Source organism: Bacteroidales bacterium (genome assembly GCA_018334875.1).
Taxonomy (GTDB): domain Bacteria; phylum Bacteroidota; class Bacteroidia; order Bacteroidales; family UBA12077; genus JAGXLC01.
On the sequence record JAGXLC010000011.1, the window covers coordinates 1 to 25371 of the forward strand.

Consider the following 25371-nt stretch of genomic DNA (forward strand, 5'->3'; position numbering starts at 1 on the left):
GTCCTACTGTGATAGGCAGTATAACACCGGGAAAGAGAACCGTATTTCTCAAAGGTAGAATGGGCACAGTATCCGGTACTTCTACCTTGTTCATGGATTCTTCCTGCTCATCTGTAACCAAAGGTATAAATTCCGCTTTTTCGGTATCTTCGTCAAATAAGATCAAATCTTGCCAATCGTTTTTTTGATGTTTTTTCCTGCTCATATTTTACCTTGCTTGTCCTTTAGATTTTACTGTCAAAATGACGTTAGTGAAAAAATATTCTATATTATGTTGGATTGTCAATAGTTATGCCAAAACATCCTACAGAATCCACCATTCTGTTTTATAACGGTAAACCGGCGTGTTGGCGGGAAAATGTAGGGGCCGGGTAACTATTGGAATTGTCTGTATTTACTGGTTCTGTGAAATATTTCAGTCTGTATGTCCGTTCTAAACCCAGAAACCGGCCTTGTAAACATTAAAGAGAAAAGATTTTCCCCACTGTAATCATCAAAAAGAATACAATTCTTGATAGAAGGAGACCGGATTTAATCAAAAAAAGCCCCGTTTTGGGGCTTTTTATTCATGAAGAAATTATTGATTGCTCTTGTTTCTTCTTTTTTCGTAATGTTTTTTGTATTTGTTCATGAATTTATCAACCCTACCTGTACTGTCTACCAATTTCCTCTTACCTGTATAAAAAGGATGAGAGGTATCGGAAATTTCCAGTTTAACCAGGGGATATTCATTTCCATCATCCATGGTGATGGTATCTTTGGTATTCACCGTTGATCTCGCCGTAAAGGTATCCCCGTTTGACATGTCTTTGAATACCACCAATCTATAATTTTTGGGATGGACGTCCTTTTTCATTTTTCTTTTTTTTGGTTTTTACACAAAATGGATGGCAAAATTACGGAGGATTATTTGAAAAACAAAACATCAACCATTAAAATCATAATTTATTCTCTGCCTGCTATTAGAGATAGTAGTCTGAGTATTTCGATGTATAACCAGATCAGCGTGATCATGAGCCCAAAAGCACCATACCATTCCAAATATTTCGGAGCTCCTGCCTGGCTTCCCTTATGTATGAAATCGAAATCCAGAACCAGGTTCAGTGCTGCGATGATTACAATAACCACGCTTATTCCTATGCCGAGTGGTGAGGACTGAAATATGGCAAAATTTACACCAAATAGCCGAAGCATAATGGAAACAAAATAAAGTAAGGCTACCCCTCCTGTAGCAGCAATCACTCCCATCCGAAATTTTTTGGTAACCTTGATAACTCCGGTCTTATATGCAGCGAGGAGCGTGAACATGGTTCCGAAGGTTAATCCAACTGCCTGAATGACAATTCCGGAGAATTGCGCTTCAAGTATGGCTGACAGCCCGCCTAAAAATAAACCCTCCAGGACGGCGTAAAGCGGGGCAGTAATATTGGCCCATGTCCGTTTGAAAATGGTTACCATTGCAAGAATAAAACCGCCGATAGCGCCTCCAATAAGCCAGGGCATTACCGCAGAAGCTCCTGCTTCCATTGTTGCTGCATTAAAAAACAGCCTCCAGGTATAGAATGCCCCCAGTATTACCAATCCAAACATGAGCAGTGTTTTATTGACGGTCCCGTCAATGGTCATGACTTCGGCCTGTGTCTGAGTCCGGCTTGCTGTACGGAACATTTCTTTTGACAGGACCGGATTGGTCGATCGAGCTATTCTGTTATTCATAGTTTAAGTTTTTGATTTTTTCTTCAAACTTCATACCCTTTTGGATTTGATCAGTTGTTCCTGTACAGGATTTTCTTCACAACTTTTTGTTTTCATCTTTATTATGCCGATGTATAAGAAAAATTAACCCTCAAAGTTGATTTTATCTTTAATATAATAATGATTTCGGCTTTCGGAATTTCTGGATACCAATTCCCCCAAAAAGCCTGCAACGAATAATTGTGTTCCGATAATCATGCAGGTAAGCGCTATATAAAAATAAGGACTGTCAGTGACCAGTCTTGCGGAGATGCCATGAGCCAGAAAATACAATTTGTGTGCACCCAGCCACAGAGCCGCCAAAAAGCCAATAATGAAGATAACGGTGCCTATGGTACCGAAAAGATGCATGGGCCTTTTGCCAAATTTGGTAATGAAGATAATGGACATCAGATCCAGAAAACCTTTGATGAATCTGTCTAAGCCAAACTTGGTCTTCCCATATTTTCTTTTCTGATGTTTCACCACTTTTTCCCCTATCTTGCTGAAACCTGCTCTTCGAACCAATACGGGAATATACCGGTGCATTTCTCCGTAGACTTCTATGTGCTTTACTACCTCATTTCTGTATGCTTTCAATCCGCAATTAAAATCGTGTAATTTGATTCCTGTGACGAAGCGTGCCGTTTTGTTGAAAAACTTACTGGGTATCCTTTTGGATAAAGGATCGTGTCTCTGTTTTTTCCATCCCGATACAAACTCATATCCCTCTTCTTTGATCATCCGGTATAATTCCGGTATTTCATCCGGGTTGTCCTGAAGATCGGCATCCATGGTTATGACTACATCGCCTTTTGCCTCTTTAAATCCGAGATGAAGCGCTGCCGATTTGCCATGATTTTTCCTGAAACAAATCCCTTTAACCGCTGAATATTTGTTGCTTAATTCCTTGATTTTTTCCCAGGAACCGTCCGAGCTTCCGTCGTCTATAAAAATGACCTCGTAGGTGAATTTGTTTTCATCCATTACCCTCTGTATCCAGTCTGTAAGCTCGGTGAGTGAGCCGACTTCATTGTACAGCGGGATGACGACTGATAAATCCATTAAAAATAATGCTTTTTTATTGATCAAATATCGGTTTATCTTTTTTGAGGAATGCAGATGTTATAAGTGAAAATATGAAACCCAGTAATGCATAAGAGAGGACAGAGCTTATCAGCATCATGAAGGGAGAGCGAATCTTTCTCTGCATTTCTGTGAAGGTTTCAACCTGATCAGGGGACATACCCTGGTTCAGCATTTCTTCCTCGAATATTTTCATGCTTTGTTCCAACAATCCGGGGTCAATTACAGCATATAACAAATAAGTGAATATACCTACGATAATGCCGGTGAATACACTTATTACTACTCCATAACCCAGTGCTTTGCTATAAGAGATATAACCTTCCAGAAACTGATCTCTGTATGAACGGGTGCCTATAACAATGCCCCCGATAAGAATCAGGTAATTGATAATGCCGAGGAAGAAATTTTGGTCAATGAGGTTATTGGTTGAATAGAGAAGCAGGGTATAAACAATAAGGACCAATCCGGTGATTAAACCATAAGTCATGGTACTTTTAAGATATGTATTTTCCTGTTTTCCTGTGTTTTGAGGTTGACTACTGGTATCCATATCGTTTATATTTTTTTGTAATAATTTGACAAGCAAAGATAGAATTTTATAGGCAAATGATTTGTTAATAAAAGTAATTTTTCTAACTTTGCATTTCCGGGCAAGTCTCATACGACCAGCTCCCGCTAAATTCCCCCAGGTCCGGAAGGAAGCAAGGGTAGGCGGTTGAGCGGTGCGATATGAGTCGCTTGTCCGGATTTTATTTCCTGCTATTCTGTATTAACCAATTCATGTTTCTCCTGTGTTTTCCCGGCCGGTTGTTTTTACTAACATTTAAGCTGGTAAGCAGATAGAGACCCAGGGGTATCAACTACCGCCTTTCAACGGGGTAAATAAGGAAATAAAGAAACATTTTATTAAATATTTAAAAAAGAGGTGCGTAAAAGTCAACTGCGAATAATTTCCGGGGGCCAAACCGGCGCGGACCGGGCAGCACTCGATTTTGCCCTGCATTATGGCATAAGCTGCGGCGGTTATTGCCCAAAAGGAAGAAAAGCTGAAGACGGCCCGATTCCGGAGGTCTATCCTCTTAAAGAACTCCCTTCATCAAGTTATAGCGACAGGACTAAAAAGAATATAGAGGCCTCCGATGGCACCCTGATATTTAAAACAACCCGGTCCGGATTGGATCGGGGGAGCCATCTGACACTTGAATACTGTAAAAAGATAAACAAACCATGGTTTGTTTATCTTTTAAGAGAACAGCCGGACAAAATTAATCCCGAACTTTATAAATGGATTCAGGATCAAAAAATCATGACATTGAATGTAGCCGGTAACAGAGAAAGCAATTCTCCGGGTATCTACCGGTTGGTTTATAAAGTGCTGGTAGAATTCTATCAGAATTATTTCTCATAGTGCTTTTTAAGTATATTGATATAATGTTTCATATAAATTGGCAGATCAATAGGTCTTCTGCTTGAAACCAGATTTTTGTCAATTACCACTGCCTCATCTGTCCAGGTGGCCCCCGCATTCTCCATATCATCTTTGATGGCCGGTGTACTGGTTACTCTTTTTCCTTTGAGAATGTTTGCAGATATCAAGACCCAGCCGGCATGGCATATCTCTCCGATGGGTTTCTCCTGTTCATTCATCATACGGATGAATTCAGTCACTTGTTTGTACCTTCTCAGTTTGTCAGGAGCCCATCCACCGGGCACGAGTATACCGTGATATTCCTCCGGGTCCAGCTCGGAAAAACCTATATTAGCTGTGGCAGGTACTCCATGTTTACCGTAGTATTGAGCATTGGCTTCCTCACCGGCCAGATGAACGGTAATACCTTCTTCCCTTAATCTGATTACCGGGTACCATAGTTCCAGATCTTCGTAACTTTGGTGAACCAGGTTAACGATCTTTAGTTTTGATAAATTCATTTTGAACCTCCTCTTTTTACAAGTTCAACAGATTATTCGGAACTTTGGTTCATGGTTTTCTACAATTTGATGATTGAATTTTTAAAAATTATACTGAAAAACTATAAAGTTAATTTGGCAGTACTTTTTCTATGACAATATTTCATGAAACTGACAGAAGTTGTTTTGGCACAAAATATGTAAATATGGAAATATGTAACTATAAATTTATGAAATATGATGGAGATAAAAGACATCCGTTCCTTTGACGAACTAACTAAAAATCTTGGAGTTAAACAAAGAACATTTTTGCTGTTGTATAAATCCGGAAGTGAAAAGAACGTTTGTGCCTATGAAAATTTGCAGAAGGCAGCTTCTGCTGCGGAAGAAGACGTAAATGTTCTGGCAGCCGATGTCAAAGAGGTTCGGGATATCCATACCCGCTACCGTATTCAGACAGCACCTACATTACTTGAATTTGAAGGGAGTGCTTATAAAAACTCGATTAAGGGATGTCAAAATACCGATTATTATATTGCTCTGTTCAAAAACACCTTGTTCGTATCCCGTCATAACGGGGAACAAGAACAAAAGCGGGTTGTGGTTTATAGTACCCCGACATGTCCCCATTGCACCAGTCTAAAAAATTATCTGCGAAAAAATCAAATTCAGTTCAGAGATATTGATGTTTCAAAAGATCAAAAAGTGGCACAGGAATTGGTAAGGAAAAGTGGGCAGCAAGGTGTACCTCAAACGGAAATCAACGGAAGAATAATAGTGGGTTTCAATAAACAGAAAATTGATGAATTGTTGGAAATATAAGCATAATAACTCAAAGTCGAATACATAAAACGATAAACAATGAAAGAATTACAACCACTTAATGAGCAAGTAGTATTGGATGTTACAGAGGAGGAAACCGAACAAAAAACTTCTTCGGGAATTATCATTCCCGATTCAGCGAAAGAAAAGAAAAAGACAGCCAAAGTTGTTGCTGTTAGCGAAATTGAAAACGCTGCCATTCAAGCCGGTGATTATGTCCTTTATAAGGAATTCTCCGGGGTTGAAGTAGAGATGGATGACAAGAATTACCTGGTCATTCCTTATGCTGACATTTTGGCCAAGGTTGTGGAGACGGACCAAATCTAATGGTTTATTAAGGGAAAATGTTATTACGGGGGTATTTTTATCCCCGTTTTTTTGTTTCGGGTGTTTGGTTGTACAGGATATTAATCCGTTTGTGATCTGGCTCTGTCGCTTTTAGGATTCAGCAGATTGGTTTTCTTATTCAGGATGTGAACGGTGGTGAAAAATATCAGACCTGCAACCAGAAGAATAATCCAGTGATTGCTGAGTGTAAAGTTCTTGTTAACTGTTAGGTTTTTGAGAAGATTGAGGTACACGAAAGAAACAATCACTGCGAAAAGGCCCCTGTATTCTCTTCGTATAGACTTTTTAACAGAAAAGGTGAGATCCGGTTTTTTCCATTTTTTAAATTTTGGAAAAAAAGCAGGGGTTTGCCTGGCCCAGTTTTCAAAGTCATCACCGAATTTTTGCCTGAGGTAATCCTCTTCGGCAAACATAATTCTTTCATAATACACCCAGAATAAGAGCCCCGCGATAATTATGAACCAAATATTTCCGGTGTAGATGATCAAGCCCATCCACATCAAAAAATTTCCCAGGTATAAAGGATGACGGACTGTTGAATAGATTCCGTTCGTATTAAGGGTGTTTGCCACCTGTTTTTTTCTGTTTCTGCCTGAAGTTCCTTTAGGAACCCAACCGACAACGATGGTTCGCATTGCCAGTCCGGAAACGGATATAAGCAAACAAACAACAGACCACACAATATCGGGATTGTAGAGTACAGGAACCTTTTCGACCAATATAACCAGCGTGGCCAATGGGTATAAAATAATGGGTATAAAACTCCTGTTTCGAAAAAGAAAATTGCCTGAATTGTTAAATTCCTGGATTAATGCCATTGATATAAAAAGTTGTTTGTTTTGGATGCTAAATAAATAAAAACTTTTTATATGATTTGAAAGGCATCCCATTATTTCTTCCCGGGAACTTGTAAACCAATGAAAAACAGGATATTCATATTATGAGACAAGCCTCCTGAATTTTTTTGGGCGGCTTGTCTATAATGTTTCCAATAGAATTTTTCCACTATTCCGGATGGATCGCTTCCACCGGACAAACATCCGCACAAGCACCACAATCGGTGCAAATATCCGGATCAATTTTGTAAATATCTCCTTCTGATATTGCGTCAACCGGGCATTCATCTATGCAAGCTCCACATGCTGTACACTCTTCTGTAATTACGTAAGCCATTTTTTTGAAATTTTTATGTGTTAATAAAATTGATGCAAAAATATGTACCTTTTTTTATCCTCCAAATGACGTGCATCATAATGTTGTTATTTGAACGGATTTTAAATAGAGTCTGTCTATAATATCCGCTGGCTGCGTTACGCTCGTTTTTCATGCCAGTCGATTACTTCTGGTAGAGACGTACGGCCGTACCTCTCTACATTTGCCATTCAAAACCCGCAAGCCTTGCCAGCGAACATTCTAGACGAGACTCTTTCAAATCTCCTTGACTTTATGGACACACACTAAATAAGCTTATGAAGTATCCACTGCATTGTGTTCATTCAGGTATGATATCGTGAGCCAGGCCAGGTTGGCCATACCGGTCTTTAGGGCTTCTTCATCGATGTTGAAAGTGGATGAATGAAGTGCACTTTCAATTCCTTTTGATTGATTACCCACGCCCAGTCTGTAAAATACACCGGGAATTTTTTGGGTATAATAGGAGAAATCCTCTGCTGTCATTCTGATGTCAAGCGTTTCAATATTCCTTTCACCCAGTAGCCTTCCCGAATATTCCATGCATTTTCGGGTCATGTCTTCATTGTTCATCAATACAGGATAACCTTTGATTATGGAAACATCGACCTGTGTATCATAACCGGAAGCAACGATGTTTTCTGCAATCCGGCGGATAAGCGCGTGGGCTTCCGCTCTCCATGTTTCATCCATTGTTCGGAAAGTACCTTCCATATAAACTTCCTCCGGAATAACATTGGTTGCCCCGTTACCGGTGATCTTACCAAAGGATAATACGGTGGGAATTGTTGGTGGTGCTTTTCTGCTTACAATTTGTTGTAATGACTGAATCATCTGGCTTGCAAAAAACACTGTGTCATCTGTTTGGTGGGGAATGCCTCCGTGTCCTCCTTTACCTTTTATGGTGATATAAACCTCATCGGAGGAAGCCATGTAGGGGCCCGCTCTGTATCCCAGTTTGCCGGCAGGGAGATCGGGATATACATGCTGACCGATGATTAAGCTGGGGACTGGTTTTTCCAGTACACCACTGTCAATCATTTTTTTGGCTCCTCCGGGTAACTTTTCCTCACCGGGCTGAAAAATAAATTTTACATCTCCGTTGAATTCCGTTTGTAAATCTCTCAATATCATCAAGGCTCCAATAAGTGCCGCAGTGTGAGCATCATGACCACAGGCATGCATCACCCCTTTGTTTTTCGAGGCATACTCAATTTCATTTTTTTCTTCAATCGGCAAGGCATCAATATCGGCCCTGAGGGCCACAGTCTCAGACATACCAGAATCATTCCTTAATAAACCGGTTATCCCTGTTTCAATCGGTTTTTCAAATTGGAATCCTTCATTGGTTAAGCACTCTTCAATATAATGAATGGTATCAAATTCCTGAAAGGACAATTCGGGATACTGATGAAGATGCCTTCTTATCTTTACAATATAATTAAAATAATGCTCTGCTCGTTCAAAAATTCTTTTTTTTAGCTCCATGTGATGTTTTTTCCTGATTGATTTGATGAAAAATATGCATTTTGTTATTTTTATACTTTCTTTATATATATATTTTATAAGAGAAAATGAAACCCTTTCCTGATATTTGTCGTTACAACTGACGAATAGAATTTCACAGGGATAAATCAGTGAATGATTCAGTTTCAGCAAACATAATTAAAAAAATACTGGTTTGAAATATCCCTGCGTTGTAATATTTGTATTCTTCTTAAGCATATTTTTTAACTTAGTGTCTCCAAAATAAAAATAACTTATTATGAAAAGAATGCTCATTCTTTCGGGCTTGATATTGGTGTTGGCCTATTCCTTGAAAGCTCAGCAGAAAGAGCCGGAGCTTGTTTTTGATAAAACCACCCATGATTTTGGCCAAATAAAAGAAGATGGGGGGAAGGTAACCCACAAATTTACTTTTACGAACACGGGTGCCAAACCACTTGTTATTAATGAAGTGAAGGCAGCTTGTGGTTGTACTTCTCCCTCCTGGAGTCAGCAACCCATTTCATCCGGTAAAAAGGGTTATGTGAGTGCTACATTTGACCCTCTCCGTCGTCCCGGCAGTTTTAATAAAAGTATACTGCTCAGGACCAATGCCTCGGATGAAACGGTGATATTAAGGATTAAAGGTAAGGTGCTGCCTAAAAAGAAAACACTGGCCGACAAGTATCCAAGACAAATGGGAGATTTGCGTCTGAAGTCACATCATATGGCTTTTGTAGAAGTGAAACATACGGAGACTAAGCGGGATTCTCTGGCTATTGCCAATGCTTCCGATCAAAAGATGACTTTATCTTTTTCCGGTGTCCCCGAACATATTGATCTGAACACCAAATCAAAAGTTTTAAAATCCGGAGAAGAAAGTTATATTTATGGTACATATGACGCTACCCAGATCAACGACTGGGGTTTCAAAATGGATCGGGTTCGTATAAAAGTTAATGGAAACAATGTAGCTCACAATACATTGGTTATTTCAGCCAAAATTTCCGAGGATTTCTCCGATCTTTCGCAGCAAGAGAGAAAAAGTGCACCGAATGTAGAATTTGAAGAAACTACATTCAATTTTGGTACGGCCAAACAAAATAAAGAGATAGAACATGTATTTCGATTCAAAAATACGGGAAAACGGGACCTGAAAATACGGAAAATACGTGCCACGTGTGGCTGTACAACGGTAAACCCCGATAAAGAGGTGATTGGGCCGGGTGAGCGCAGTTCTTTTAAGGCTGTTTTTCATACAGGAAGCAGGGAAGGGCATCAGCATAAATCAATATACTTCATTTCCAATGATCCGGATAATAGCAATGTGAAACTTAATATAAAGGGGAAGGTTGAGAAAAATTAAGTAGAGGCTGTCTATAATGTCCGCTGGCTTCGTTACGTTTATTTTTCATGCCAGTCATCCGGTACTGGCCGGCCTACTGGCATTCAGAACCCACAAGCCTGGCCGGCGAATATTTAAATCAATTGTTAGCATGGATAATGAGAATGAAAAGCGAGAAAAGGGCGACAGTAAAAGTGCCCTGAATGTTAATAAAGGGATGGAGCAGCCGTCATCTATCAACAAGGAAGCAGCAAAGCGTTACAAAAGAAAAAAACGCATTCAATATTCCTCTGATCAATATGTAAAAGGAATATTAGAGGGGGACCGAACCATGCTGGGACAGGCCATAACCCTTATCGAGAGCTCTTTGGATGAGCATAAGGAGATGGCTCAGCAGATCATGGAAAGGTGTTTGCCTTACGCCGGAAATTCCATGCGAATAGGTATTACCGGTGTACCAGGAGTTGGAAAGAGCACCTTCATTGAATCGTTGGGGAGAAAGATCACCCATTCCGGCCGGAAACTTGCGGTTCTGGCTGTTGATCCCACCAGCGAGCGAACAGGTGGCAGTATTATGGGGGATAAGACAAGAATGGAAACCCTGGCCGCCGATGACAATGCTTTTATCCGACCCTCTTCTTCAGGAGATTCATTGGGAGGCGTTGCAGGAAAAACCAGGGAAACGGTTGTTTTATGCGAAGCAGCCGGCTTTGATACAATATTTATTGAAACGGTGGGAGTAGGTCAGTCTGAGATTTCTGTCCATTCCATGGTAGATTTTTTTCTCCTTTTAATGCTTGCCGGTGCAGGAGACGAATTGCAGGGCATAAAACGGGGAATAATGGAAATGGCTGATGCAATTGCTATTACCAAGGCTGATGGGAATAACGTTCAGAAAGCCGAAATGGCAAAGAAAGAGTATGAAAGGGCATTACATCTTTTCCCTCCGAGGGAATCCGGCTGGGAGACCCGGGTGTTGACCTGCTCGGCCCACGCTAATATGGGAATCGATGAAGTGTGGGAGACAATTCTTGAATTCATTCATTATACAAAAAATAATGGCCATTTCATGCAAAACCGAAGAAAACAGTCCAAATACTGGATGTATGAAACCATTGATCAAATCCTTAGGGACAATTTCTATCAAACCGGTTTCATTAGGGAACAGCTTTCAAAATATGAAAATAAGGTCCTTGAAGGCAAAATGACTTCCTTTATGGCTGCTAAAGAGTTAATCAGTCAATACTATAAAAAATAATACCACCAATTTTTTATTCAAGAGGGAAAAACTTATAATTTTGTTATTTTAACCCCGCATTAGAAAAACCGGTTTTTTGCGAAATTTATTGAAGCAAAAAGCCAGGTTTTTCAATAGCGTCAGAATTATTCTTGAATAATTCGGGTTAATTAATTCTTAATAAAATTTATGAAGAAATTTCCGGGCTTTTTGTTTTTGATCACTCCGGTCTTGTTACTGATTTTTTCAGGTTGTAATTCGGGTGAAAAGACCGAGAGACAGGATAAGGTCATTACTGTTAGTATATTACCCCAGAAATATTTTGTAGATAAGGTATCCGGGAAGCGTTTTGATGTGAATGTAATGGTTCCCCCGGGAGCCAATCCGGTTACTTATGAACCTTCTCCCAGGCAGATGAGTAATCTCGGAAATTCCCTGGCTTATTTAAAAATTGGGCATGTTGTGTTTGAGCAGGTCTGGATGGATCGGATCCGCTCGGCCAACCCCCGTCTTAAAATTTTTGACCAGTCGGAAAATGTAGATTTGATTGATCATGGAGGTAACGGCTCAACGCATTCCCACGGCAAAGGAGTGGATCCTCATATCTGGCTCTCCCCCGAATCGGTTCAGGTTCAACTCCGGAATATAAGAGATATGCTGATAAAACTGGATTCAGTCAACAGAAAGGATTACCGGGAAAATTGTCAGGCTTTAATGAAAGATATTGATTCCCTCGATGCAGAAATCCAACATAGTCTTGAGGGCATTGATAACCGGGAATTTTTGATCATTCATCCTGCTCTGGCCTATTTCGCAAGAGATTATGGCCTGGAGCAAATTGCAGTGCAAAAGGAAGGCAAGAAACCTTCTCCTGCAAGGATTCGCAATTTGGTGGATAAAGCCAGAGAAAGAAATATTCAGGCAGTAATAATCCAGAAACAATTCAGTACCGATGAAGCCAAAACTTTGGCCAGGGAGTTGGACGGTGAGGTGATACAGATAGACCCGCTTGCCTACAACTGGATGGAAAATATGAGAACCATAGCGGGGAAACTGCGAAAAGCATTGAAAGATTCGGAGTAATAGGGAAAATTGTGATATATGGCTAAGAAGATACTTGAACTTGATTCAGTAGCTGCCGGATACAATGGAAAAGTTGTTATCCGGGATGTCGATATGGAGGTTTATGATGATGATTTTATTGGAGTTATAGGCCCCAATGGAGGAGGAAAAACTACCCTGCTCAAGGTTATCTTGGGTATCCTTAAACCCCTGGCAGGTAAAGTAAGATATTATTCATTGCAGGATAAAGGGAATATGAAACGTATGGGGTATCTTCCCCAGTTAAATATGATCGACAGGAAATTTCCTATTTCCGCCATGGAAGTCGTATTATCCGGCCTGATGCCGAAAAATGGACTATTGAAGAAGTACTCACGAAAAGACAAGCAAATGGCTTCTCAGATGATGGATCAAATGGGGATTTCTCATCTGAAGCATAAAGCCATAGGGGAATTATCCGGGGGACAGATGCAGCGTGTTTATCTGTGCCGGGCCATTATTTCCAGCCCCAAACTCCTTATTCTTGATGAGCCCAACACTTTTGTGGACAATAAATTTGAGGGCGAACTCTATGAACACCTCAGGGAGCTCAATAAACAAATGGCCATTATACTGGTCAGTCATGACATAGGTACAATAACCCCATATGTAAAAACCATAGCATGTGTAAACCTCGAATTTCATTATCACCGTTCCAATGTGATATCGGAAAAACAGCTTGCAGCCTATAATTGTCCGATTCAGTTGATTACCCATGGTGATTTGCCTCATACCGTACTGAAAAAGCACAACAAATAATGATAACAGAATTGTTTCAATATGAGTTTTTTATCAATGCGTTGTGGGCGGCATTGTTTTCAAGTATTACCTGTGGAATTATCGGCGCTTATATTGTTTCCAATCGTATAGTTTTTCTTAGCGGGGGTATAACCCATTCATCCTTCGGAGGCATTGGCATAGGATATTACCTGGGAATTAACCCCATACTAGGGGCAGCAGTTTTCAGTGTCCTCTCCGGGTTGGGCATTGAATTTTTTTCCAGAAAAGGGGAGGTAAGATATGATTCCATGATTGGTATATGGTGGTCGTTAGGCATGGCCCTGGGGATTATATTTATTTATCTTACCCCTGGTTATGCTCCCAACCTGATGACCTACCTGTTTGGAAGTATTCTTTCCGTTTCCACAGGGGATTTGATATTTATGGCTATTCTGGCCGGGGTGGTCATTCTGTTTTTTATATTGTTCTACCATACCATTCTGTTTATTTCCTTTGATGAAAGTTATGCCAGGGTTTTTGGTTTACCCGTGAATGCAATGAAGAACATATTGATCGGTCTTGTGGCTCTTACCATTGTGATCAATATAAAAGTAGTGGGAATTATATTGTTGATCTCCATTTTGACCATTCCACAGGCAATTGCCAATCATTTTACACAAAGGTTTGAAAAGATGATTTATTATTCTACTATAACGGCATTTGTCGGAGTGATCAGTGGTTTATTGTTCTCCTATCAGTTTGATGTCCCCTCAGGGGCTTTCATTATATTTGCCCTGGTGGTTTTGTTTGCATTGGTAAAACTTGTTTTATCCCTGAAAAAACGGTTTTTTACATACAAATAAACATGATGTTGAGAACAATTATGCTTTTGAATAGTTATTCACAATTGAAAAGGAAGCATTAGTAAACAATTAAAAACATTGTCATTATGAATTATGATCTGATAGTTATAGGAAGCGGACCGGGTGGTTACGTTGCCGCCATAAGGGCTTCCCAGTTGGGAATGAAAGTAGGTGTTGTGGAGAAAGCAGAGCTCGGTGGAGTATGTCTTAACTGGGGTTGTATACCCACCAAGGCACTACTCAAAAGTGCAGAGGTATACCACAATTTTAACAAGGCTAAAGAATATGGTATTAGCGTAGAGGGTGAGATTAAGCCTGATTTTGAGGCCATGGTAAGCAGGAGCAGAAAAGTTGCAGATGGTATGAGCAGGGGGGTTCAGTACCTTTTCAAAAAGAACCAAATTGATCACATCCGGGGAACCGGCAAGCTGGTTGATAAGAAGACCGTCGAGGTAAGTGATACGGACGGCAACACAGCGAATTATTCAGCGAATCACATTATACTGGCTACAGGGGCGAGATCGAAGGAGCTCCCAAATCTTAAGCAGGACGGTGAAAAGGTTATTGGCTATCGGAAAGCCATGACGCTCCCTAAACAGCCAAAATCGATTATTGTTGTTGGCTCGGGAGCTATAGGAAGCGAATTTGCTGACTTTTATAATTCAATCGGAACGGAAGTTACGTTGGTAGAGGTGTTGCCCAGCGTGGTACCTATTGAGGATCAGGAGGTCTCCAAACAACTGGCCCGTTCCTTTAAGAAAAAAGGCATCAAGGTGATGACCAATGCATCCATTGAATCGGTAGATACCACCGGTGATCTTTGCAAGGCAACCATCAAAACCAAAAAAGGAGAAGAAACCAAAGAGGCTGAAATAGTGCTTTCGGCTGTAGGGATTACCCCTAATCTTGAGAATTTGGGAGTTGAGGAAATGGGCATTGAAATGGACAATGGAAAAGTCAAAGTTGATGAATTTTACAGAACCAATATGGAAGGGGTCTATGCGATTGGTGATATAGTGCAGGGACCGGCTCTTGCCCATGTAGCCTCTGCCGAAGGCATTGCCTGTGTGGAGAAGATAGCCGGGAAGAACCCCGAACCTCTTGATTATAGAAACTTACCAAGCTGTACATATACTTCACCTGAGATCGCTTCCGTTGGAATGACTGAAGAAGCTGCAAAGGAAGCAGGATATGAGATCAAGGTGGGAAAGTTTCCCTTTACCGCATCAGGGAAAGCAAATGCCGGAGGTGAGAGTGAAGGGTTTGTCAAGCTTATATTCGATGCCCAATATGGCGAGTTGCTGGGAGCGCACATGATTGGCGCCCATGTCACTGAGATGATTGGTGAACTTTTGGTGGGTAAGAAAATTGAAGCCACCGGACACGAATTCATCAAATCTGTCCATCCCCATCCTACCATGTCAGAGGCTATAATGGAAGCAGCGGCTGCGGCATATGATGAAGTGATTCACATATAGTTTCAAATCTATTTGACTTTATGGACAAAAACAGATTATTTGACAATAGAAAAAGGGCGGAAATTTCCGCCCTTTTTCATTTTCGGGTAATCTGCATTTGTTGGGGTTAGGAGTAGGGTTTTGTATTTTAGGGTTAGGTCATTCTATATTGATAAAAAAAACCATTTCGCTTTTTAGTTTCATATATTAGATGAAAAAAGTCCGGGAAAAGTTGCGTTAATTTTTATTTAAAACGCAACTTTTTTTCTAAAAGCTCCATCTATATTGTGAATAGAAAATATCTTCCGGTATGCTTTTACATTATTAAAAATTTTGGGTATCTTTGTTGGAAACCCATATTATTTGTCAGTGTCAAAGCTGAATAACATAGTAAAAGCTTGTCTCTCGGGAGATTCGAAGGCACAAGCCCAGTTGTATAAACAATATGCAAGTCGCTTGTATGCTCTGTGCCTGAGATATACTAATAATGAGGATGAAGCCAGGGATATACTCCAGGAAGGTTTTATCAAGATTTTTGAAAAGCTTGGGCAGTATAAGAACACAGGTTCTCTGGAAGGATGGATGAGAAAGATTGTTGTGAATACTGCTTTGGAAAAGATAAGGAAAGAAAGCCGTTTCGTGCTGGTAGAAGATGAAACAATGATCGAAAATGATAAATACAAGTACGAACATGTATTGGAGGATATAGAAAGAAATGAGCTGTTGGGAATGATTAAGGAGTTGAGTTTACAGTATCGTATGGTTTTCAACCTTTATGCCATTGAGGGATATTCACATAAAGAAATCAGCAAAAAACTCAATATCAGCGAAGGTACTTCAAAGTCCAACTTGTCAAGGGCAAGAGAATTGTTAAAAAGTAAGATTGAAACACGATATAAGATTAAATTTGGGAAAGTGATTTAATGACGGTAGACAGATCAAAAATAGATGAGATTTTCCGCAACAGATTGAAGGATCATGAAGTGATCCCTCCCTATGAGGTATGGGAGGATGTTGTGGTACATCTGGCTGAGCGCAGGAGAATAAGAAAAAGTAAAAAGATGTATCTGCAGATTGCGGCCTCTTTGATTATTCTTGTGGCTGCAGGGTCCCTTTTCCTGACATCCTCTGAAACTTTATTCAATTCGGGCGTTCAGTCACAGAATCGTATTGAAAAACAGTCCTCCCGTAATATTGTTGAGGAGCCACCTTCTCAGCCCTTACATGCGGATGCTTCCGAAAAAGAACCTCCTGAAAAGGAATCTGGCGGCTCTCCTCCGGTTGATGATCAAAAAAGTCAGGATGCCGGTAGAGATTTTCCATCCGATGGAAATACCAATGCCCTTGCATCTTTATCTCCGGAAACCAGCGAAAATATAGATGAGCTTTTGGAGAAAAAGGAACCCCTGATGTCCGGTGTTTCCTCAAATAACGGAGCCGGGGAAGAGCCGGTTTTTGCAGGAATTTATGCCGTCGATGCGTTTACCGATGGGTTTGCCTCCTCAGGGGAGGCTTCTGTTGCCGCTGATGTTCCCAATACAACGCATTTCTCCCTTAAAGCTACTATGGCGCCTGTGATGTCTTACCGAAGATTGCAGAATAATGCATCGCGGGCTGAATACAATACTTCTGAGAGCGAGCTTTTCTCTTACAGCGGGGGTGTTAATTTCGGCTATAAGCTCACCGAGCGCTTAAGTGTTCATTCCGGTTTCTATTATTCACAAATGGGACAAACAGTAAGCAAAATCCGTCTCGGTTCCGACGATTTTGCACAATATGGCGAAGAAATTTTTGTCAGGCTGAAGAATTCGCTGGGGGAAGTTGAAGTAAAACCCGGTAAGCTGATTAGTGCCAAGCCTCCTGAAAGCATTCAGAATATCGTAAACGGAAACAGACTTCTTAAGTTTTCCTATAAGCTGGATGCTTCAGTAGTGCAACGATTTGAATATGTTAAAGTTCCTTTGATGGTTGAATATACCGTAATTGACAAAAAAATCGATGTAAATCTTGTAGGTGGACTTAACTCCAACTTCCTGGTTAATGAAGGAGTTTATCTGAAAAATCAACAGGGTGATACACGTTTAATCGGGAATACAGCCAATATACGTCAGTTCAATTATTCCGGGTCATTGGGTTTAGGCTTGGAGTATAATATTGCAAATCAAGTTAATATGTATTTTGAGCCCCAAATGGATTATTTTTTACATTCCATTAATTACAGTGAAACAAAAACCTATCCCTATTCGTTTGGTGTTCTTACAGGGTTGAGTATAACTTTTTAGGCAAAGGATAATTATCACCGCTTAAATTTCCCTAATTTTGTAGGCTTTTAAAGGAAAATTATTATTTCAACTATGATTGGAAAGGAAAGAATGGTGATTGGGCTGATATCTGCTTTGATCACCTTAATTTTGGTACTTTTTTTTATTATCGGTCTGGGTTTTACGAGCGACGAAGAGGAGGAGGAGAAGCAACCCACTTTTGCTGAGAGGTTCCAGAATGATTATTCCATTTATTCTCTGAATCTTCCCGATTCATTAACCTTTGCCGGCGAAGAAGTGCCTGTTGATTATTTTGATGTACGGGAATCTCTTGATCGCGAATTGCTGGTGAATACTTACTGGCAATCTCATACCATCCTGCTTATCAAAAGGGCCAACAGGTACTTCCCTATGATAGAGGATATTCTGGAAGAACATAATGTCCCGGAAGATTTTAAATATGTGCCACTGATTGAAAGTGAATTGACTCATGCGGTTTCACCCGCCGGTGCAGTAGGGTTTTGGCAATTTTTAAGGGGAACAGCAAGGGATTATGGATTGGAGGTTAACTACCAGGTAGATGAGCGATATAATTTGGAAAAATCAACCAAAGCAGCTTGCGAGTATTTTCATGATGCCAAAGAAAGATTTGGGAGCTGGACACTGGCAGCAGCAGCCTTCAATTTTGGCCGGACGGCAACAATCAGGCAGTTGAACAGACAACAGGCGGATAGTTACTACAACCTGGTACTGAATGAGGAAACAGCCCGATACATCTATAGAATACTGGCCATGAAACTTATAATGAATGACCCGGAAAAATATGGATTCAATATCAGGGAGCAAGATTTGTACCATCCGGTCCCTTATTATAAGGTTGAAGTAGATACAACGGTGGAGGATTTTGCCGCGTTTGCCAGGGAACATTCCATCAACTATAAACTGCTTAAAATCATGAATCCTTGGTTGAGAGAGAATTACTTGAAGAATCCCAGAGGTAAAACCTATGAGATCAAGATTCCTGAAAAGGGATACCGCGATTACCGGAAACTTTATCTCAACCAAAAACAATAATTTTTTTATTTATACATTGTTATTGAGATGCATTAAAATTGTTCTACGTTGTTAGAAAGTAAAGACTTACAAGATATAATTGAGTCAGAAGGCCGGGAAGTCAGTGTATTGGGTGCAAGAGTTCATAATCTGACCAATATTGATGTAGCCATACCCAGAAACACCCTTACGGTGATAACTGGTTTGAGTGGAAGCGGGAAATCGTCCCTTGCCTTTGATACCATATATGCTGAAGGCCAGCGGCGGTATATTGAAACCATGTCCGCTTATGCCCGGAAATTCATCGGAGAAATGGAACGCCCCGATGTGGATAAGATAACAGGTTTAAGTCCTGTGATATCCATAGAGCAGAAGACAACGATCAGGAACCCCCGCTCTACAGTTGGTACCATTACCGAAATTTATGATTTTATGCGTCTGCTTTTTGCCAGGGCTGGTGAAGCCTATTCTTATCTCACCGGTGAAAAAATGGTGAAATATACAGACGACCAGATAGTAGATCTGATTGGTAAGGAATATTCGGGAAAGAAAGTGATCATACTGGCACCACTGATTCAGGGTAGGAAGGGGCATTATAAAGAGCTTTTCGAAAAATACCGAAAGAAAGGCTATCTGAATATCCGGATTGATGGGAATTTACAGGAGATCCAGCCGGGCATGAAGGTGGAACGTTATAAGAACCATCATATTGAACTGGTGATTGATAAACTCCGTATAGATGAAAATGAAGGAAAAAGGCTGAAGCAGTCGGTTAAAACTGCGATGGATGAAGGCAAAGGGATTCTCATGCTGATGGAATATGATAGCGAAAAAACCCGGTATTTTAGTCGTAAGCTGATGTGTCCGACTACCGGTCTTTCCTATAATGAACCTGCACCACATACCTTTTCGTTCAACTCACCCCAGGGGGCATGTCCAAAATGCAACGGACTGGGAGTTGTGGATGACATTAACCTGGAAAGAGCCATTCCCAGTCAGAAGCTTAGTATCAGGGAAGGAGGAATCGAACCCTTCGGGAAGTACAAAGATATATTAATATTCTGGCAACTGGAGGCTATTGCTAAAAAGTATGGTTTTACGCTTGATACGCCCATAGAAAAAATACCGCGTGAGGCTATGGATATCATTCTTTACGGTTCGGAGGAACCTTTCCGCCTTCATTCATCCCCTTTGGGAAGAAGTTCAAAATATTCCCTCAAATTTGATGGTTTGGTGAATTATCTGCTCCATAGCCACAGAGCTGCCAAATCAAAAGGGTCAAAGTGGACCGAGCGATATATCAGGAAAGTTACCTGTTCGATGTGTGAGGGGACCCGGTTGAAAAATGAAGCACTGTATTTTAAAATTGACGGCAAGCATATCGCTGAGTTATCCCGGATGGATATTAATGAGCTTTCTCAATGGTTTTCAGACCTTGAAAGCCGAATGACCAGGAAACAGACGCTTATTGCCCGGGATGTGCTTAAGGAAATCCGAAACCGGTTAAATTTTTTACTGGAGGTGGGTCTGGAATATCTCACCCCCGACCGGCCTGCACGGAGCCTTTCCGGGGGTGAAAGTCAAAGGATCAGGCTGGCTACCCAAATTGGGTCCCAGCTTGTCAATGTGCTCTATATACTTGATGAACCCAGTATCGGTCTGCATCAGAGAGATAACAGGAGATTGATTCATTCCCTTAAACAATTGCGTGACAATGGGAATTCTATTATGGTGGTTGAGCATGATAAAGGAATGATTTTATCAGCCGATCATGTGGTAGATATGGGTCCGTATGCCGGGGAACATGGAGGTGAGGTTGTAGCTCAGGGTAAACCCGTGGAAATAATGAAGCAGAATTCCCTCACAGCCGACTACCTGAACCTGAAAAAAAAGATTGAAGTCCCACAAAAAAGAAGAGCGTTTAACAATGGCGAGCTTATATTAAAAGGAGCCCGGGGGCATAACCTGAAAAATATAAATGTAAAATTTCCCCTGGGGCGGTTTATTTGCATTACCGGAGTATCGGGAAGCGGAAAATCTACCCTCATAAATGAAACCTTGCAGCCTATTTTAAGTAAAAGTTTCTACAGGTCTTATAAAGATCCTTTACCTTATGAGGAAATTGAAGGTATGGAACATCTAAATAAAGTGATTGAGGTAGATCAGGCGCCTTTGGGCAGGACTCCGCGTTCAAATCCTGCTACCTATACCGGCGTCTTTTCCGATATACGCAGCTTGTTTGCCCAAACGCCTGAGGCCAGGATCAGAGGATATAAACAGGGGCGGTTTTCTTTTAATGTTAAGGGCGGAAGATGTGAAACCTGCAAAGGAGCGGGATTGCAAGTGATCGAAATGAATTTCCTGCCCGATGTGTATGTGCATTGCAAGGATTGTAACGGCAAACGTTATAACCGGGAAACCCTGGAGATAAAATACAAGGGAAAAACAATCAGCGATGTTCTGGATATGACCATTGATAGAGCATCCGAATTTTTTGAAAGTATACCTTCTATTTATACCAAATTGCAGGTTATGAAGGATGTAGGATTGGGATACGTCACTCTTGGCCAGCCGTCCACTACACTTTCGGGTGGGGAATCTCAGAGGGTTAAACTCGCGGCTGAGCTGGCCAGGAAAAATACGGGAAACACGCTTTTCATTCTTGATGAACCGACAACCGGTCTTCATTTTGAGGATGTAAGGGTTTTGCTTAATGTGCTGAATTCATTGGTGGATAAAAACAATACGGTCATTGTTATTGAACACAATATGGAAGTAATTAAAGTAGCGGATTATATAATAGATATGGGAAAAGAAGGTGGAAATCGGGGCGGAGAGGTACTTGTTACCGGTACACCCGAGGAAGTTGCTGAAAGCAATGAAAGTTATACTGCCCGGTTTCTAAAGGATGAGCTGTGATTTTCCAATTTGAACTGTAAAAAATTAACTGTAAAATGAGCCAGGAAGAAGATAGAATCAGAGATGCTTTTCAGCGTAAAGACTGGAATGAAGTTCAAACGGCCGATACCTGGTCGATATTCAAGATAATATCTGAATTTGTGCAGGGTTTTGAAAAACTTTCCAAAATCGGACCTTGTGTATCAATTTTCGGATCAGCAAGAACAAAACCGGATAACAAGTATTTTAAACTGGCAGAGGACATTGCTTTCAAATTGACAAAAAATGGCTATGGAGTCATAACAGGAGGTGGCCCCGGTATTATGGAGGCAGGAAATATGGGTGCTAAGAAAGGCGGAGGACGGTCCGTGGGATTGAACATAGATCTTCCTTTTGAACAATCAGCCAATGTTTTTATCGACCCGGACAAGCTGATCAATTTTGAGCATTTTTTTGTCCGCAAAGTGATGTTTGTAAAATATGCGCAGGGATTTATTGTTTTGCCCGGCGGTTTGGGAACCATGGATGAAATGTTTGAGGCCCTTACATTGATTCAGACCGAAAAGATCGGTAAATTTCCGATAATTCTAGTGGGTAAAGCTTATTGGAAAGGTCTGTTCGACTGGATAAAACAAACGGTGCTTGAGGAAGAGAATATTAAAGAAGAAGATCTGGAGTTGTTTCAGTTGGTGGAAGGCGCCGATGAAGCCGTTGATCAGATCAATTCCTTCTATTCCAGGTACATACTGAGTCCGAATTTTTAAGAAATGGAAAAAGTTTTTTATATAACCCGGGTTAAGTTATTAACAGTTTGTTAAATTCTTATGTTAATATTTTGTTATTATCTTTTAAAAACTTTATATTTAGCCCGCAATAAAATATCTAGAGGTTATGGTATATAAAATTGTGTTTTTAATCAACCTGCTTGCCGCATTTACAGTTGATTTCATGATTCCCGGCCAGGTAAGTGTTGATGTAAATGCTCCGGAGGAAATTGAAGCGGGAAGTGAGGCTACCATTCAGATTGACTTGAAAAAATCGGATGTTAGAAGTTTTGCGCGTTTCCAGCAGAAGTTACCGGGAGGACTGGAACCTGAAGTAGTTGAGGATGGGAATGCAGAATTTCGCTTTGAAGACCAGACCGTCAAGTTCATCTGGTTAAAATTACCTCAGCAGGAAGAAATTACCTTATCCTATAAACTCAATGCAAATGAGCGGTTAAAGGGCAAATTTCAACTGGAGGGATCATTCGATTATATAGTTAATAATGAAAGAAAATCTTTGGATGCCGGGACAAGAACCATAAACATCAGACCTTCCTCTTTGATAAATCCGGAAATGCTGGTGGATGTGAGTGAATTCAAACCATTGGCCAAAGCGCCTGCAGAGAGAGACAGAGCAGGCAGGGTTCAGTGCATCAGGCAAGTTCCTTACCAGGAAGAAGGTTCTGAAGCGTATAGGGTCAATCTGCTTGTAAATAAAGAGGAGAAAGAAAAGTTTGCCAAGATTCAGGAAGATATCCCTGAAGGTTATCAAGCGGTGGAAGAAGAAGCGCAGGGTGCCATATTTACTTTCAAAGACCAGACAGCCAAGTTTCTGTGGATGAACCTGCCTTCAGACAGGATTTTTGTCGTTTCCTACAAGCTGATTCCGGAAAATGATTCCGGGGACACACCGGATATTGACGGCGATTTTTCCTATATCGAAAACGAGAATACCAGAAAAATTGATATTGTTGAACGTCAGGTTGATTTGAGCAACACACAGGAAGAACATCTTTTAAGCATCATTGATGATGAAGAACCGCCTGTTATTACGGCAGAAGGGGGCCTTACCGCTGAAGACAATGAACTGGTCGAAGAGCCGAGTTCTGCCGGCTTGCGCCGGAATAACGGAAAAGTGAAAATTGAGATTGCGGATGAAGCCAAACGGCTTTTAGAACAGAATGCCCAACTGACTCATAAGCTGGAACCGCAATCAGGAGTATATTACCGCGTTCAGATTGCCGCAGGTCACAGACCCATCAATGTAGAGCGTTATTTTGATCGGTATGATATTGAAAAGGAAGTTCGTACCGAATTGCATGATGGCTGGAGGAAATACTCGGTGGGCTCTTTTTCAGTTTACAAGGAAGCAAGAGATTATAGGGTGCATTTATGGAACACCACTTCAATTGATGATGCCTTTGTAGCTGCATATAATGACGGTGACAGAATAACCGTTCAGGAAGCCCTGATGATCGCAAATCATAAATGGTACAGATAGAAACATGATGAAAAGACTTTCGCTATCCATCTTTTTTCTTGTATTGATGCTTTCCCTCCCTTCTTTTCTCATGGCCCAGGAAGAGGAAGAAGAGCAACCGGAAGCTCAGAGTTATGAAGATTTGCTTTTTCAGGAAGTAGAGGTGGAAAATCCGGTTTATTATCCTGTATTAAGTGTAGGTACGGGGATGTTGAATTATTATGGTGAACTGAACAACAATATGCAGGATTTTGGAACCCTACCACCTTTAAAGATCAATGTTTATCACTTTCTGGATAATCAACAAAATTTTCGGGTCAATATATTTGGTATGTCGGGTAATCTGAGCGGCAGTTTTAACGAGTTGCCCGAAGAGGATGAGCTCATGAATAAATATAATGGCATTACAAATTTTCAAACCGATCTTCTGGCTCTGGGTTTGAATCTTGAGTATGGGTTTGGCCATTTCTACTCTCAACGACCTAAATTCCGACCTTTTCTTGCTCTTGGGGGAGAGGTGCTGATCTATAACCCCAAATCGGATTACATGAAGGACGGTTCTCCCTATGATTGGCATTCTGAACAGATCATTTTAAGGGATTATAATTACGATTACAACCTGAGGCATGCCAATTTGTTTGATGTAAGCTACAATCAAAATACCCCGGCAGTAACTCTGGATGTTGGATTCGACTTTTCACTAAGTAGTCGTGTTTCAGTGCGAGTGGGTGCCAGTGGCCATTATACTTTTACCGATCTGCTCGATGGGATTCCATATAAAGATGGTGATGGTGATGTGGTTGGAAATGAGCTTCCTGATATCTTGAGTTTTACATACGTAACATTCGGCTGGGACCCATTCTCCGAATCGGAGACCGAAACCGTTGAGAGATTATTCGCTGATATCAGTGATGATTTTGACTATACTGCCATTGCTGATAGCGACCGTGACGGAATAATTGATTTGCATGACGAGTGTCCCGATAATCCCCGTGGGGTGGCGATTGATACGACCACAGGTTGTCCCCTGGATTCGGATGGTGATGGGGTTCCTGATTACAGGGATAAAGAGGAACACAGCAGTGAAGGGGCCATTGTCAATGAAGAGGGTGTGGAAATGTCGGATGATGAGGTGATTTCCTCAATGAATTATAATCTTGTGGCCGTAGACAGAAACGATGCTTATATGGTGCCCGTAACCACCAGTTTTTCTTCCAAATATACAAGTGTGGAGGGAGAACTTGAGATACCCGATAAATTTAAATCTGTGGATAAGGATAATGACGGGGATATTTCATACGATGAATTGCTTCAGGCCATTGACAATTTTTTCAATGGCCAGTCGGATTTTACCGCCAACGAAATTTATGAGCTGAATGACTTTTTCTTTGCACAGTAATGGAAGGAGCTTTATTTTCTATTCATTTATAGGGAATTTGTTTGGAATTTTGAATATTAGAAATTGGTGCTTATTTGTTATTTGAAATTTGGGATTTGGAATTCAATAAAAAACATCTTCTCAGGTGCATTCCCAATAATTAGTGTTTGTCCATAAAGTCAAATAGATTTGAAAGAGTCTCGTCTAGAATATTCGTTGGCAAGGCTTGCGAGTATT

General features: G+C 40.8%; 25 protein-coding genes and 1 other RNA gene. 17 read left to right on the forward strand and 9 right to left on the reverse strand.

Going from position 1 to position 25371, the window contains the following annotated elements; genetic code table 11:
- The 5 genes from KGY70_01875 to KGY70_01895 form a co-directional block, all read right to left on the reverse strand.
- Positions 1-205, reverse strand: a 205-nt coding sequence (locus tag KGY70_01875) for an LON peptidase substrate-binding domain-containing protein (GenBank protein ID MBS3773914.1), incomplete at its 3' end; no start/stop codon positions are given.
- A gap of 372 nt (positions 206-577) precedes the next feature.
- A complete protein-coding gene (locus KGY70_01880) occupies positions 578-856 on the reverse strand; it encodes a type B 50S ribosomal protein L31 (GenBank protein MBS3773915.1) in 279 nt (92 codons plus the stop codon).
- Positions 857-945: 89 nt separating this feature from the next.
- The gene (locus KGY70_01885; GenBank protein MBS3773916.1) at positions 946-1716 is read right to left on the reverse strand and encodes a Bax inhibitor-1/YccA family protein; all 771 of its coding nucleotides are present in this window, start codon (positions 1714-1716) and stop codon (positions 946-948) included.
- Between the two features lie 123 nt (positions 1717-1839).
- A complete protein-coding gene (locus KGY70_01890; protein ID MBS3773917.1) occupies positions 1840-2799 on the reverse strand; it encodes a glycosyltransferase in 960 nt (319 codons plus the stop codon).
- 16 nt (positions 2800-2815) lie between these two features.
- Entirely contained in the window at positions 2816-3373 is a 558-nt protein-coding gene (locus tag KGY70_01895; protein MBS3773918.1) for a DUF4199 domain-containing protein, read from the reverse strand.
- A 98-nt stretch (positions 3374-3471) separates the two neighbouring features.
- On the opposite strand from KGY70_01895, the gene ffs reads away from it, so the two are divergent.
- An RNA gene (ffs, locus tag KGY70_01900) (signal recognition particle sRNA small type) lies at positions 3472-3570 on the forward strand.
- Between the two features lie 178 nt (positions 3571-3748).
- Entirely contained in the window at positions 3749-4231 is a 483-nt protein-coding gene (locus KGY70_01905) for a putative molybdenum carrier protein (protein ID MBS3773919.1), read from the forward strand.
- Here the strand turns inward: KGY70_01905 and KGY70_01910 are convergent.
- Entirely contained in the window at positions 4219-4752 is a 534-nt protein-coding gene (locus KGY70_01910; GenBank protein MBS3773920.1) for a type 1 glutamine amidotransferase, read from the reverse strand. The two genes, KGY70_01905 and KGY70_01910, sit on opposite strands and share 13 nt — an antisense overlap.
- A 216-nt stretch (positions 4753-4968) precedes the next feature.
- Between KGY70_01910 and KGY70_01915 the strand changes: the two genes are divergently transcribed.
- The gene (locus tag KGY70_01915; GenBank protein MBS3773921.1) at positions 4969-5553 is read left to right on the forward strand and encodes a hypothetical protein; all 585 of its coding nucleotides are present in this window, start codon (positions 4969-4971) and stop codon (positions 5551-5553) included.
- Between the two features lie 39 nt (positions 5554-5592).
- Positions 5593-5880, forward strand: coding sequence for a co-chaperone GroES (locus KGY70_01920; protein MBS3773922.1), 288 nt, complete (start codon positions 5593-5595; stop codon positions 5878-5880).
- A gap of 80 nt (positions 5881-5960) precedes the next feature.
- Here the strand turns inward: KGY70_01920 and KGY70_01925 are convergent, their stop codons facing one another.
- The 3 genes from KGY70_01925 to KGY70_01935 form a co-directional block, all read right to left on the reverse strand.
- Positions 5961-6719 carry a DUF1295 domain-containing protein gene (locus tag KGY70_01925; protein MBS3773923.1) on the reverse strand — a complete coding sequence of 253 codons (759 nt, stop codon included), beginning with the start codon at positions 6717-6719 and terminating at the stop codon, positions 5961-5963.
- Positions 6720-6906: 187 nt separating this feature from the next.
- Positions 6907-7074, reverse strand: a complete 168-nt coding sequence (locus KGY70_01930) for a 4Fe-4S binding protein (protein ID MBS3773924.1) — start codon at positions 7072-7074, stop codon at positions 6907-6909.
- A gap of 294 nt (positions 7075-7368) precedes the next feature.
- On the reverse strand, positions 7369-8580 hold the full coding sequence (locus tag KGY70_01935) for an amidohydrolase (GenBank protein ID MBS3773925.1): 1212 nt from the start codon (positions 8578-8580) through the stop codon (positions 7369-7371).
- A 277-nt stretch (positions 8581-8857) separates the two neighbouring features.
- Between KGY70_01935 and KGY70_01940 the strand changes: the two genes are divergently transcribed.
- The 13 genes from KGY70_01940 (at position 8858) to KGY70_02000 (ending at position 25155) form a co-directional block, all read left to right on the forward strand.
- Complete coding sequence (locus KGY70_01940; protein ID MBS3773926.1) at positions 8858-9943, forward strand: DUF1573 domain-containing protein; 1086 nt, start codon at positions 8858-8860, stop codon at positions 9941-9943.
- 130 nt (positions 9944-10073) lie between these two features.
- Positions 10074-11180 (forward strand): methylmalonyl Co-A mutase-associated GTPase MeaB, encoded by a 1107-nt coding sequence (gene meaB, locus KGY70_01945; protein MBS3773927.1) that lies wholly within the window; start codon positions 10074-10076, stop codon positions 11178-11180.
- 168 nt (positions 11181-11348) lie between these two features.
- Complete coding sequence (locus KGY70_01950; GenBank protein MBS3773928.1) at positions 11349-12242, forward strand: zinc ABC transporter substrate-binding protein; 894 nt, start codon at positions 11349-11351, stop codon at positions 12240-12242.
- 18 nt (positions 12243-12260) lie between these two features.
- Entirely contained in the window at positions 12261-13019 is a 759-nt protein-coding gene (locus KGY70_01955; protein ID MBS3773929.1) for an ABC transporter ATP-binding protein, read from the forward strand.
- On the forward strand, positions 13019-13843 hold the full coding sequence (locus KGY70_01960; protein ID MBS3773930.1) for a metal ABC transporter permease: 825 nt from the start codon (positions 13019-13021) through the stop codon (positions 13841-13843). The genes KGY70_01955 and KGY70_01960 overlap by 1 nt, the downstream gene beginning before the upstream one ends.
- Positions 13844-13929: 86 nt before the next feature.
- Entirely contained in the window at positions 13930-15321 is a 1392-nt protein-coding gene (gene lpdA / locus KGY70_01965) for a dihydrolipoyl dehydrogenase (protein MBS3773931.1), read from the forward strand.
- 342 nt (positions 15322-15663) lie between these two features.
- Positions 15664-16224 (forward strand): RNA polymerase sigma factor, encoded by a 561-nt coding sequence (locus KGY70_01970; protein ID MBS3773932.1) that lies wholly within the window; start codon positions 15664-15666, stop codon positions 16222-16224.
- Positions 16224-17582 (forward strand): outer membrane beta-barrel protein, encoded by a 1359-nt coding sequence (locus tag KGY70_01975; GenBank protein MBS3773933.1) that lies wholly within the window; start codon positions 16224-16226, stop codon positions 17580-17582. The genes KGY70_01970 and KGY70_01975 overlap by 1 nt, the downstream gene beginning before the upstream one ends.
- Positions 17583-17672: 90 nt before the next feature.
- A complete protein-coding gene (locus KGY70_01980) occupies positions 17673-18635 on the forward strand; it encodes a lytic transglycosylase domain-containing protein (protein MBS3773934.1) in 963 nt (320 codons plus the stop codon).
- A 48-nt stretch (positions 18636-18683) separates the two neighbouring features.
- The gene (gene uvrA, locus KGY70_01985; protein ID MBS3773935.1) at positions 18684-21533 is read left to right on the forward strand and encodes an excinuclease ABC subunit UvrA; all 2850 of its coding nucleotides are present in this window, start codon (positions 18684-18686) and stop codon (positions 21531-21533) included.
- A gap of 35 nt (positions 21534-21568) precedes the next feature.
- Complete coding sequence (locus tag KGY70_01990) at positions 21569-22276, forward strand: TIGR00730 family Rossman fold protein (GenBank protein MBS3773936.1); 708 nt, start codon at positions 21569-21571, stop codon at positions 22274-22276.
- 127 nt (positions 22277-22403) lie between these two features.
- Positions 22404-23777 (forward strand): hypothetical protein, encoded by a 1374-nt coding sequence (locus KGY70_01995; protein MBS3773937.1) that lies wholly within the window; start codon positions 22404-22406, stop codon positions 23775-23777.
- Positions 23778-23781: 4 nt separating this feature from the next.
- Positions 23782-25155 carry a hypothetical protein gene (locus tag KGY70_02000; protein MBS3773938.1) on the forward strand — a complete coding sequence of 458 codons (1374 nt, stop codon included), beginning with the start codon at positions 23782-23784 and terminating at the stop codon, positions 25153-25155.
- The last annotated feature ends 216 nt before the right edge of the window (positions 25156-25371 follow it).